The organism is Enterobacter sp. Ap-1006, from assembly GCF_011752835.1.
Taxonomy (GTDB): domain Bacteria; phylum Pseudomonadota; class Gammaproteobacteria; order Enterobacterales; family Enterobacteriaceae; genus Cedecea.
The window spans coordinates 1,322,755-1,334,963 of the sequence record NZ_VWWU01000001.1 but is presented as its reverse complement, the minus strand read 5'-3'; the positions used below and the strand labels follow the sequence as shown (position 1 = coordinate 1,334,963).

At 55.1% G+C, this 12,209-nt stretch carries 9 protein-coding genes; 5 read left to right on the top strand and 4 right to left on the bottom strand.

Annotation, left to right across the window (positions count from 1 at the left end; genetic code table 11):
* Positions 1 to 25 precede the first annotated feature (25 nt).
* Together F3J28_RS06115 and cscK are read right to left on the bottom strand one after the other, a co-directional pair.
* Positions 26 to 1,543 carry a carbohydrate porin gene (locus tag F3J28_RS06115; RefSeq protein WP_166873784.1) on the bottom strand — a complete coding sequence of 506 codons (1,518 nt, stop codon included), beginning with the start codon at positions 1,541 to 1,543 and terminating at the stop codon, positions 26 to 28.
* Positions 1,544 to 1,698: 155 nt separating this feature from the next.
* On the bottom strand, positions 1,699 to 2,622 hold the full coding sequence (gene cscK / locus F3J28_RS06110) for a fructokinase (protein ID WP_166873781.1): 924 nt from the start codon (positions 2,620 to 2,622) through the stop codon (positions 1,699 to 1,701).
* A gap of 221 nt (positions 2,623 to 2,843) precedes the next feature.
* Between cscK and F3J28_RS06105 the strand changes: the two genes are divergently transcribed.
* A complete protein-coding gene (locus tag F3J28_RS06105; RefSeq protein WP_166863902.1) occupies positions 2,844 to 4,541 on the top strand; it encodes an NAD-dependent malic enzyme in 1,698 nt (565 codons plus the stop codon).
* A gap of 46 nt (positions 4,542 to 4,587) precedes the next feature.
* Here the strand turns inward: F3J28_RS06105 and F3J28_RS06100 are convergent, their stop codons facing one another.
* Positions 4,588 to 5,481 carry a LysR family transcriptional regulator gene (locus tag F3J28_RS06100; RefSeq protein WP_166873778.1) on the bottom strand — a complete coding sequence of 298 codons (894 nt, stop codon included), beginning with the start codon at positions 5,479 to 5,481 and terminating at the stop codon, positions 4,588 to 4,590.
* A gap of 109 nt (positions 5,482 to 5,590) precedes the next feature.
* Between F3J28_RS06100 and F3J28_RS06095 the strand changes: the two genes are divergently transcribed.
* Together F3J28_RS06095 and F3J28_RS06090 are read left to right on the top strand one after the other, a co-directional pair.
* Entirely contained in the window at positions 5,591 to 6,568 is a 978-nt protein-coding gene (locus tag F3J28_RS06095) for a saccharopine dehydrogenase NADP-binding domain-containing protein (protein ID WP_166873775.1), read from the top strand.
* A gap of 189 nt (positions 6,569 to 6,757) precedes the next feature.
* Positions 6,758 to 7,210, top strand: a complete 453-nt coding sequence (locus F3J28_RS06090) for an SgcJ/EcaC family oxidoreductase (RefSeq protein ID WP_008458880.1) — start codon at positions 6,758 to 6,760, stop codon at positions 7,208 to 7,210.
* Positions 7,211 to 7,307: 97 nt separating this feature from the next.
* Here F3J28_RS06090 and F3J28_RS06085 read toward each other — a convergent pair whose 3' ends face one another.
* Complete coding sequence (locus F3J28_RS06085; protein WP_166873772.1) at positions 7,308 to 8,417, bottom strand: ABC transporter substrate-binding protein; 1,110 nt, start codon at positions 8,415 to 8,417, stop codon at positions 7,308 to 7,310.
* A 246-nt stretch (positions 8,418 to 8,663) separates the two neighbouring features.
* Between F3J28_RS06085 and tyrP the strand changes: the two genes are divergently transcribed.
* Both tyrP and F3J28_RS06075 read left to right on the top strand, forming a co-directional pair.
* Positions 8,664 to 9,875 (top strand): tyrosine transporter TyrP, encoded by a 1,212-nt coding sequence (gene tyrP, locus F3J28_RS06080; protein WP_166873770.1) that lies wholly within the window; start codon positions 8,664 to 8,666, stop codon positions 9,873 to 9,875.
* A gap of 191 nt (positions 9,876 to 10,066) precedes the next feature.
* Positions 10,067 to 12,208: a TonB-dependent siderophore receptor gene (locus F3J28_RS06075; RefSeq protein WP_205247079.1), complete on the top strand. Its 2,142-nt coding sequence runs from the start codon at positions 10,067 to 10,069 to the stop codon at positions 12,206 to 12,208.
* Position 12,209: the final 1 nt, after the last annotated feature.

Below are 12,209 nucleotides of genomic sequence, written 5' to 3'. Positions count from 1 at the left end.
CCCGCCGCAGCGGGAGGCCAGTTCGTTAAAACCAGGTTTCCATCTGAACGCCAAAGTTCCATTCCCCACTGGCGTTAAAGCCGCTGCTGCCGAAGGCGTCATTGCTGGCGTATTTGTCCAGTTTGCTGCTCCAGTCCATCCAGGTGGCAAACAGGCGCAGTTCCGGGCGGCTGAAGAAGTCGCCGATGCTGCCGGCCTTCAGCGTTGGGGCAAAGGTCAGCTTGTAGAAGCTGCCGTTGACCGCATTACGGTCTTTGTAGCCTTCTGGCCGCAGATCCATGTACTGATAGCTGCCCTCGAACGCCAGAGCAAAGTTCTGGGTGACTTCTTTGATAAGCCGCGCGTTGACCGTGGCCCATTCATAGCTGTCTCCCTTCACGTAGCGATCTTTACTGCTTTGCGCCAGCAACGCCGGGGCAATATGCCAGCCGCCGCCAATCGGCGTCACGCCAAAGCTGGCAAAACGCCAGGTATTCGCCTCCGACAGCAGCGCACCGTCCGACCCGATCCCTTTTACTTCGGCGCCAAGACCGTGGCCGTAGAGCAGCGCGGTTTTAGCGCTGCCTTCGCGCAGGCCGTAGAAGCTGTCGTTATGCAGCCCTACCAGAGTATGCACGCCGGTATTGGCGGCTTCTTTTTGAATCAAATCGCCATTGGCATCTTTTCGATCGTCGTTATCCTTTGCCCGCAGCCCGGTGACCATCAGCTGGAACGGCCCGGCAAAGTGATTCATGGTCAGCATATAGTTCTGGACGGTGTTGCCGGTGTCTTCGAGGTTGCCAAAATTACGGCCATAGACCGCAAAGTTGCTGCGCAGCCCGTCGTTCCATTTCACGTCATACACGCCGCCGCCGGTGCCGGCGAGAAACACCACGTCGGAGTCCAGCCAGTGAATGTCGAAATTGTCACGATCGAAGCGCTTGCCTGCCCACCAGGTACTGCCTTTCAGCGGGCCATCAAAGCCGGGGAGATTCCCCAGTTCGGCGAAGGCCTGGCGAATATTCAGGTCGCTGCTGTCCGCCGACCAGTCGTTGTAGGTCTTTTGCCCGTCCGCGAGCATAGCTTTAAAGCGGGTGGTGGTGCCATTGTCCAGCGTCTGGCGGTGCTCCAGATTCAGCTCAACGTAGGTATCGGCCTCGTTACCCAGTCGCCCTACTGCCCCCCCGGTTTCCCCGGCGGGCGTTAAGTAAGGGCCGCTTTTACTGCTGGATGCAGAATCATTCATTAACAGGCCGGAACGCGCGTAGCCGTGGAACTCAAAGCCAGTTTGCTTATCTGCTTTTGATTCCAGTCGGGCGGTACGGTCGGCCACCGCCTGAGTGGTTGCCTGAGTTTGCTGTTGTTGAGTGGCGAGAAGTTGCGCTTTGCTTTCGGCGGCGCTGGCGCGTTGTTCTGCGGCCTTCGCCCTGCTTTCTGCATCCTGTAAGCGCTGCTCCATCGCGGCAAGGCGTGATTCTATGCTGTTTAAATCTGTGGCGGCCTGCGCGGACGCCGTGCCGATCAGCAAGGCTATCATCACCGCCAGTTTCTTTTTCTTATACATGTTCGTCGTATCCCTGAGAGGCTAATGTCATTTGTTTAGCTAAACCGGTTTAGTTGAAAAAGGGTAACCAGGGCGAAATACCGAAGGCAACGAATTTTGCTAAACCGATTTAGTAAATGTGACAGGCACGACAATCAGAATATATTTTTACCGTATTACAGCGATTGCTCGACCTCTTCCCGGTGAGGCAGCGCGGTCATCGCGCCTTTCGCCGTTGTCGCCAGCGCCCCGCAAAGCTGTGCCTGAGCGATAATCCCGGCCAGTGCTTCTTCGCTGTCGGGTAAGCCCTGGGTCGCCAGGCCGCTGAGCAGCCCGGCAACAAAAGCATCGCCTGCCCCGGTGGTATCCACACAGACCACGGGCCTGGCATCAAAGTGGTAGATCTGACCGTGGTAATACACCAGCACGCCTTCCTTGCCCTGAGTGACCAGCAGAAGTCGCATAGCAAAGCGGCTGACCAGCTTTTTAATGCCCTCATGGAGATGGGTTTTCCCGCTGATAAAAATCAGCTCTTCGACGGAGAGTTTCACCACATCGGCCAGCAGCAGCGCCCTCGTCAGGCAAGCCTGTAGCTCTGCAACGTCATGCCAAAGATCGGGACGGATATTAGGGTCAAAGCTGACCTGGCCCCCGGCTTTTTTTATCTGCTCCATGGCGGAGAACGTCGTGCTCCGGCTGGGTTCCGCGCTTAAGGCTATCGAGCAGACATGCAGCCACTGCCCATGGCTGAAGGACGGAATATCATCGTATTCAAGGAATAAATCCGCACTGGGGCGAACCATAAAGGTGAACGTGCGTTCGCCGTGTTCATCCAGATCTACCACCACCGTGGAAGTTCTCTGGTTGGCATCCAGCCGCATAAATTCGGTGTTTACTCTTTCTTCCTGCAGCGTGCGTCGCATAAAGCGACCAAAGGGATCGTCCCCCACGCGGCCAATAAATCCGCTGCTGCCGCCGAGGCGCGCAATCCCGACGGCAACATTGGCCGGTGCCCCGCCAGGGCATTGCAGCAACCGGCCATTACCGTCCGGAAGCAGATCGACGACGGCATCGCCCAGAACCCAAACTTGTACGCTCATGGTGTCTCCATTCGTAAGCTAAATATTGCTAAACTGGTTTAGCTATTTAAGCACACTCACGGAACGTGCTGAAACAAAATTCCTGCCGATTTGAGGACTTGTGTAACCAAAGTTCTTGGCCTGACGGTGTCGGATGCAAAATCGCTGTGCCATAATATTGCGCGAAAACTTACCGAATGAGCCTTACTGGCAAGACGTTACGTCGAAAAAAGAGTATGCACATGGACATCAAACCAAAAAAACATCGCTCGCTTTACATCCCTTACGCCGGACCCGTTTTACTTGAATTCCCCCTGTTAAATAAAGGCAGCGCTTTCAGCATCGAAGAGCGCCGCAATTTCAACCTGCTCGGCCTGCTGCCGGAAGTGGTTGAAACCATCGAAGAGCAGGCGGAACGCGCCTGGATTCAGTACCAGGGCTTCAAAACCGAAATCGACAAGCACATCTACCTGCGCAACATCCAGGACACCAACGAAACCCTGTTCTACCGCCTGGTTGAAAATCATCTGGAAGAGATGATGCCGGTGATTTACACCCCAACCGTGGGGGCCGCCTGTGAGCGCTTCTCAGAAATCTACCGCCGCTCTCGCGGGGTGTTCATCAACTACGAAAATCGTCACCACATGGACGATATTCTGCAGAACGTGCCGAACCACAATATCAAAGTGATCGTGGTTACCGACGGCGAACGTATTCTCGGCCTGGGCGACCAGGGCATCGGCGGGATGGGCATTCCTATCGGGAAGCTGTCGCTGTACACCGCCTGTGGCGGCATCAGCCCGGCCTACACCCTGCCGGTAGTGCTGGACGTCGGCACCAACAACCAGCAGCTGCTGAACGACCCGCTGTATATGGGCTCTCGCCATCCGCGCATTACCGGCGACGACTACTACGAGTTTGTGGACGAGTTTATCCAGGCCGTGCGCCACCGCTGGCCGGACGTGCTGCTGCAGTTCGAAGACTTCGCGCAGAAAAACGCCATGCCGCTGCTGACCCGTTACCGCGACGAGATCTGCTCGTTTAACGATGACATTCAGGGCACCGCCGCTGTGACCGTCGGAACGCTGATCGCCGCCAGCCGTGCGGCAGGCAGCCAGCTCAACCAGCAGAAAATCGTCTTCCTGGGCGCAGGCTCCGCGGGCTGCGGCATCGCCGAGCAGATCATTGCCCAGATGCAGCGCGAAGGGCTGAGCGAAGAAGCCGCCCGTGGCAACGTGTTCATGGTTGACCGTTTTGGCCTGCTCACCGACAACATGCCTAACCTGCTCTCCTTCCAGACCAAACTGGTGCAGAGCCGCGAAAGCCTGGCGGAGTGGGATCTGGAAAACGAAGCGATTTCCCTGCTGGACGTGGTGCGTAACGCGAAGCCAAACATTCTTATCGGCGTTTCCGGCCAGACTGGCCTGTTCACCGAAGAGATCATTCGCGAAATGCACAAGCACTGCGCTCGCCCAATCGTGATGCCGCTGTCTAACCCGACTTCCCGCGTGGAAGCCACGCCGCAGGACATCATCACCTGGACCGATGGCGCCGCGCTGGTGGCCACCGGCAGTCCGTTTGATCCGGTGACCTGGAAAGATAAAACGTACCCTATCGCCCAGTGCAACAACGCCTATATCTTCCCTGGCATTGGCCTCGGGGTGATTGCCTCCGGCGCGTCGCGCATTACCGACGAAATGCTGATGGCGGCGAGCGAGTCGCTGGCTCAGCATTCTCCGCTGCTGAACAATGGAGAAGGCATGGTGCTGCCGGAGCTGAAGGACATCCAGAAAGTGTCCCGCGCTATCGCCTTTGCCGTGGCGAAGATTGCCCAGCAGCAAGGCGTAGCGGTAGTGACCTCTGCTGAAGCCCTGAAGCAGGCCATCGACGACAACTTCTGGCTGCCGGAATACCGCGACTATCGCCGGACTTCCATCTAACGAAGCCATTGTGGTACATGTTCAAACCCGCCTTTCGGCGGGTTTTTTATTTTCCGTTTCGCGCCTTAAGAAAGTCCAGAAAAGCGCGGAAAGCGGCGGACGGATGCTTACGATTCGGGAAATAGAGGTGAAAACCCGGCAGCTCCGGCAGCCAGTCATCCAGGACGGAAATCAGTTTCCCGCTCTGAAGGTGTGGTTCGGCCATCTCCCGCAGCACATAGGCCAGGCCCACGCCGTTAAGCGCCATGTCGAGAGCAATATCCAGATCGTCCACAACCACGGGTCCACTCACAACGACCTCCTCACGGCGTTCAGCTTGTTCAAAATACCAGCCAAAAGCTTTCCCGCTGGGGTAACGGAATTGAATGCAGTGGTGTTCAGTTAACCTTTGTGGCTCTGCCGGGATCCCATGCTGAGCAAAATATGCCGGCGTGGCGACAACCGCGTAGCGTACCGGCGGACCGACAGGAATAGCTTTCATATCCTTCTCTATAACCCGGTTGAGCCTCACGCCCGCATCAAGCTGCGCCTTGACGATATCGACCAGCCGGTCATCCATCTGCACTTCAACCTGAATATCAGGGTACTGACGGGTAAAGTCGGCAATCAGCGGCGCAAGCTGAAGTCTGCCGCCCTGGCGCACAACATTGAGCCGAATAATGCCCATCGGCGTATCTCGATAAAGGTTGAGTTCGTCGAGCGTGAGGCTGATGTCATCAAAAGCTGGGGCAACATTCTCATACAGTTTTCTTCCCGCCTCGGTGAGCGATACGCTGCGCGTCGTCCGGTTGAACAGCCTGACTTTAAGCCGCTCCTCCAGTTGTCGAATGGAATGGCTTACGGCCGAGGGCGTTAGCCCAACCTCTTCCGCCGCCTGACGAAAACTGCGGTACTTCGCCACAATCACGAAATAGCTGAAATCCACCAGCTTGATGCTCATTAGTGAATATTCCTCACTTCCCCAAGAAAATTCATGATCTTTATTACACACCAGGCGGGGGATAAAGTCTCGCTATCGCAATAGATATCCCTGATAACGAGGTTTTAAGATGAAAAACATTAAATTAGAAAAAGTCTTCATCGCCGGTGGCTACGGCATGATTGGGTCAGCCATCGCCCGCCAGATTCGTGAGCATTTTCCTGCGGTTGAACTGGTGATTGCAGGCCGTAATCCGGCAAAAGGCGCGAAGTTAATCGAGCAACTGGGGGGCGCGCACCCGGCGTTTATCGACCTCACCGGAGCGGAAGTGCCTGAGCACGCCGCTAACGCGCAGCTTATTATTGCCGCCGTGCCGGACCCTAAGAACCTGCTGGCGGAGTTTGCTATCAAAAATAACATCGCCTTCATAAATATTACTCAGGCAACGGGTGACACCATTTTGCCGCTGCTGAATTTCACTCAGCGATATCGGCCGACTCAGCCCGTCGTTCCGCTGGGCTATTACGAAGCGGGCCTGTTTTTACCGCTGGTTAGCCTGCTTGCTGCTGATTTTAGCGTTATTGATAGCGTGCAGCTTTCTGCGCTTCACGATCCGGCCGATCCGTTGGGAGAACTTTCCAGCAGCGAATTAGGCAACGAGCTTGCCCCCGCGCTGATTCGGGACTCAGGAAGCTGGACGCATTCATCCACTCCCCGGGATATCACTCTCCAGAATGGCGAAGTGATTCAGGGCGTGCCGTTCAGCATACTCGATACCACCGCGGTGGCCGCTATAACCAGCGCGAATTCGGTCAGGCTGGATATCGCGGCGGGCACGTCAATGGGTATGCATCAGCATGGCAAGCCGTCTATTGACCTGTACGTTGATATTGCCGGCACGGATAACGCTGGCGAGCATGTCAGAAAGCGCGTGATTGCCTCTGACCCACGCGGGCAGGCGCATATGACCGCCTTTGGCGTACTGACGGTGATTAAGGCGATGCTAGACAGTGAAAAAGGAGGCCTGGTTGCCGCTGAAATGCTGCTGGATATGGCTGCGGCGCTGCAGCAAATGAAAGACGCCGGGATCGCCATTTCCCGCGAATAAGAAAAATATCAATGCAGGGTCCTGCATTATATTCATCACGTTAATGAAGAAAGACCCACCTATAAACGATTCAGGCCGTAGGTATCAATATAAGTAAATATATGTAACTATATACAATGATCATTGTTGCGGACTGGAATTATTGATACTTTCCCGGCAGTTTAACCACACTCAAAAAAGGGAAATGTTATGAGGAAAGTGTCAGCTTTTATCGGTTCATTACTGCTGGTTTCTGGTTCCACATGGGCCGCGCCCGCTAAGGATTGTGTGAAAGTGGACAAAGCCGCGATAGAAGGCTTGTTCGACCGCTGGAATGACTCGCTAAAGACTGGAGATGCTAAAAAAGTCGCTGATACGTATCTTACCGATGCGGTGTTATTGCCTACTGTGTCAAACCAGGTACGTCTGACGGACGCCGAACGTGTGGATTATTTTGAACATTTTCTGGCGAAAAAGCCGGTGGGTAAAATTGACAGCAGAACGGTTAGAATTGGCTGCAATAAAGCGATTGATGTAGGGACCTATACCTTTACCTTTGAGGATAAAACGACGGTTTCTGCACGATACACTTTCACCTACGCCTGGGATGGCAGCGACTGGAAAATCTCTTCACACCACTCTTCCGCGATGCCTGAAGTTTAATTAATAAAGGCGGTGACGTTTGTCACCGCCTTTATTGGCTTGTCTGAATACCAACAGGGCCACTTTAATCGTGCGCGTTTCGTTTCTTGAAAAGCGATTATGGCTTTTTGTAGGCGTAACTCAGCAGAATAGGATCGTCAGGGACCTGCGTGAACTGCGTGATTATCTGGTGGTAGTCCGCCGTTGGGTCAAGATCCTGCAGTTTTTGCGGGTACAGGTCTTTGGCTAAGATTTCCATCCCGATAATGTTGTACGGGTGATTATAGAAGTGGTGATACACGCCGTAGACCTTGCCTTCTTTTACCGGCTCGATGTTCTGGAACGTGTTACGGGCCAGCAGTTTACTGAAGGTGGCGTTCACTTCCTGCGGTGTACCGCCGTAGCCAAACGGCAATACGCTCGGATTCGGGCGTTTAGAGCCGGACATAATATAGACGTCAGGCTTCATGGCGATGATCTGCTCCATAGAGACAAACCCGGCGCTGCCAGGCAGCAGCTTAGAACCAATGTTCCTCCCGCCTACCGCTTCCACCAGCGCGCCCCAGCCGTTGTGCCCGTGGGTGAAGCAGCAGTTCTCGGTGTTACCGGCGATCGGCTCAATAAACACCGTAGGTTTGTTTTTAACATCGGCCGCCACCTGCTGAATGCGGGCCAGGTGCTGCTGGTAATAGTCAGTGTACTCTTTGGCGCGTTTCTCCTGATTAAGCACGGTGCCCAGCAGCTTCACGCTGTTGGCGGTGTTCTCCACCGGGTGCAGCTCATAGTCAACAAACACCACCGGAATATTGAGTTTTTTAAGGGACTTAATAACGCCGGTTTGCTCCAGCGCAGGCTTGGCCCGCAGTTGCGCAATCATGATGTCCGGCTGCTGCGCCAGCACGCTCTCAAGGTTGACTTCGCCCTGATCGCTAAAGCCCATATCAATAATTTTGGTGGCTTCAGGCCATTTGCCCTTCAGCACATCCCAGGTTTGGGTGTCCTGTTTTTTCGGCAGGTTATTCCAGGCTACAACGCGTTTGAACGGATCTTCACGGTCAAGCAGCGCAAGCGACAAAATGTCTCGCCCATCCTGCAGGATCACATGCTGAGGTTCTTTTTCGATAGTAATACGCTGGTTATCCATGTCGGTAACCGTGATGGGATAAGTAGTTGCGCCGCAGCCCGCCGAAGCGAGCAGTAACCCTGTCAGGACCAAATTTGCTTTCATTGATTGATGCTCTCCATGAGAAAGAGATTAGTTATTATTACTATTTATATTAATAAAGCCTTAATTTCCCGCGGTATGGCAAGCACTGATTGGTTTAATTTTATTACGTGACAATGTCACAAAAACTTAAGCAAAATCGTAAATATATCGATACACCTCCCGTAACCCTCATTTGACGCATCTACGCTTTTCCCTTACCCTGCGCGGCATAAATGTATACAGCTCTTCGTAAATTCAGAGGAAAGCGTGAAGAACAGGACTCTTGGCAGTGTTTTTATCGTGGCGGGAACCACCATTGGCGCAGGCATGCTGGCGATGCCGCTGGCATCTGCTGGCGTAGGGTTTAGCGTCACGCTGCTGATGCTCGTCGGCCTTTGGGCACTGATGTGTTACACAGCACTCCTGCTGGTAGAGGTTTATCAGCACGTTCCGGCGGACACCGGTCTGGGTACCCTCGCCCGGCGCTACCTTGGCCGCCCCGGCCAGTGGTTAACAGGCTTCAGTATGCTGTTCCTGATGTATGCCCTGACGGCGGCTTACATTAGCGGCGCCGGTGAACTGCTGGCGGCAAGCCTTAGCCAGTGGCTGTCCACTTCTATCTCCGCCACTTCTGGCGTGCTGCTCTTTACCGTTGTGGCGGGCGGAATTGTCTGTATCGGCACCCACATGGTTGATATGTTTAACCGCGTGCTGTTCAGCGCCAAAATCATTCTACTGGTGGTCATGCTGGCCCTGATGATGCCGCATATCCACCACACCAACCTGCTCACAATGCCGATTGAGAAAGGCCTCGCGCTTTCCGCCATCCCGGTCATCTTTACCTCGTTTGGCTTCCACGGCAGCGTGCCGAGTATTGTCAGCTACATGAACGGCAATATTCGCAAGCTGCGCTGGGTGTTTATCGTCGGCAGCGCTATTCCTCTGGTGGCCTACATTTTCTGGCAGCTCGCCACCCTCGGCGCCATTGACTCGCCAACCTTTACCGGGCTGATGGCGGAGCATTCCGGGCTGAACGGCTTCCTGCAGGTTGTTCGTCAGGTGGTGGCCACCCCTCACGTTGAGCTGGCGATTCATCTGTTCGCCGACTTCGCGCTGGCCACCTCGTTCCTCGGCGTTTCCCTGGGCCTATTCGACTACCTCGGCGATCTTTTTGCCCGCAGCCGGAAAGCCTCTGGCCGCCTGCAAACCGGCCTGATGACGTTCCTGCCGCCGCTGGTTTTTGCCCTGTTCTACCCGCAGGGATTTGTGATGGCGCTGGGCTATGCGGGCGTTGCGCTGGCGGTGCTTGCCCTGCTGGTGCCGTCGATGCTGGTGTGGCAAAGCCGCAAACAGCATGCGGAGGTGACGTGGCGCGTGGCGGGCGGTAAGCCGCTGCTGGGGCTGGTCTTTGCCTGCGGGATCGCGGTGATTGTTATTCAGTTCCTGATTACCGTCGGCCTGCTGCCGGAAGTCGGTTAACGCTCTCGATATTCACGCGGGGCATTCGTCCCGCGTTCTTCATTTTTTCTGCTAATTCCCCGCTAAATCATCAGGATTTTGGACATAAAACCAGTAATTATGTAAGCAGAGTTAATATTGTAAATGCTAATTATTGTTATTATCATCTCAATTCCCATTATAAAATCGCTTCAGTTCAGATAAACAACATCATGAATCGCATTCCTTTTGGTTCTACTTTCGTTCGCCAGGCACTTCTTAATTCAAAATTATTAATCATTTCAACCTTCATCGTTGGGGCTCCGGCTTTCGCCGCCGACAAACCGAAGGAAGACACCTTAACCGTGGTCGCCAACGCTAACCCGGACGGTTCACCAACCAGCTATACCCAGGATGACTCCTCCATCGCCTCCCGCAGCAAAACGCCGCGCAGCGAAATCCCGCAGTCCGTTAGCGTGGTCACGCCGCAGGTGATTGACGACTACGCGGTGACCTCGGTCAATGACGCGATGAAGTTCGTCAGCGGCGTCACGCAGAGTAATACTCTCGGCGGCATCGAGGACGGTTTTGTCAAACGCGGCTTCGGCTCGAACAGCGACGGCTCCGTGTTTATTGACGGGGTGCGCAGCAACCAGGGCCTGGCGATGGATTCCAGCATCGACCATGTTGAGGTGCTGAAAGGCTCGGCCTCCCTGCTCTATGGCATCCTGAACCCTGGCGGCGTGATTAACCTCGTCAGCAAGAAACCGCAGTACAGCTGGAACACCCACGTCAGCGGCACCAGCAGCAGCAACGGCGGTGGCTCCGGCATGGTTGACGTCACCGGCCCGCTCGGCAATGGCTTCGCCTTCCGCCTGGTCGCCGAACGCCAGCATGAGGATTACTGGCGGAATTTCGGCACCGACGAACATACGCTGATTGCCCCGTCGCTCAGCTGGTACGGTGACAAAGCCTCTTTCAATATCAGCTACGTAGAATATAAGTTTGATATTCCGTATGACCGCGGCACGGCGTTTATCAACGGCAAACCGCTCAACATTCCTTACGACCGCCGCATTGACGATTACGCCAACCATGCCTGGGGCAAAAACAAACGCCTGACGACCAACTACTCGTACAAGCTGGATGACACCTGGGAAACGAACCTGAACTACGCCTGGATGCAGCGCCGCTACGACAGTAACGAAGTGCGTGCCACGGCGGTCGATCCTAACAGCGGCCTGGTTTCCCGCCGCGCGGATGCTAACCGCGGCTTTAACCACCAGACGGATTACGCGTCCTGGGACATCAGCGGCAGCCCTGAACTGCTGGGCATGACCCACGACATCACGCTGGGCGCGGATTACGAGCAAAACGAAACCTACAAGAAGTATTCGTACCGTGGGAAGGTGACGAAAACCTTCAATATGTATAACCCGGTGTACGGCGTCTCGCCGGTCACCAACGGCAGCACCTATAGCGATTCCAACAGCAACCTGCGCACTAATCTCTACAGCCGCTCCGTGTTTGCGAAAGACAGCATTCATCTGACTGACCAGTGGATTGCCGTATTGGGTGGCCGCCTGCAGCGCTATACCCAGACCTCCAGCGCCGGTTGGGTAAACCCGCAAACCACGCTGGAGGACCGGGGCAATGCCTTCCTGCCGCAGCTTGGCCTGGTGTACAAAATCGTGCCTGACGTGTCGCTGTACGGCAGCTACAGCAAGTCGTTCACCCCTTCCACGCAAACGGACGACAACGGCAACGTAGCGTCCACCGAAAAAGGGACGACGTGGGAAGTGGGCGCGAAATGGCAGATGGCACCTCGCCTGACCAGCAGCCTGGCGCTCTACCGCATTGATGAAAAAGACATGTCGGTCTTTATCAACGGCGTGACCCGCAATATCCCGAAAGCGCGCTCCACCGGTGCGGAATTAGAGCTTAACGGCGAAATTGCGCAGGACTGGAACCTGACGGCGAACTACAGCTATGACAAAACTGAGATCGTGGAAGATAACATCAATCCGGTGAACGTCGGCAACCGCCTGGTAAATGCCCCGACGACCATGGGCGGACTGTACCTCAGCCACACCCTGCGTTTCTCCTGGCTGCCGGGTGAATTACGCCTGGGCGGCGGCGGGCGTTACGTCGGCAGCCGCGCGGGTGACCCGGAAAACAGCTTCACCATGCCGGCATACACCGTGGCGGATGCGTTTGTGGCCTGGGACAGCAAGCTGCTGGGCAAAAATACCGAGCTGAAGCTGAACGTCAAAAACCTGTTCAACCGCGAGTACTATGAATCCAGCGCCGGTAACCTGCGCGTTATCGAAGGTGAACCGCGCACCGCTTATCTCTCCGCCAGCGTGGACTTCTGAG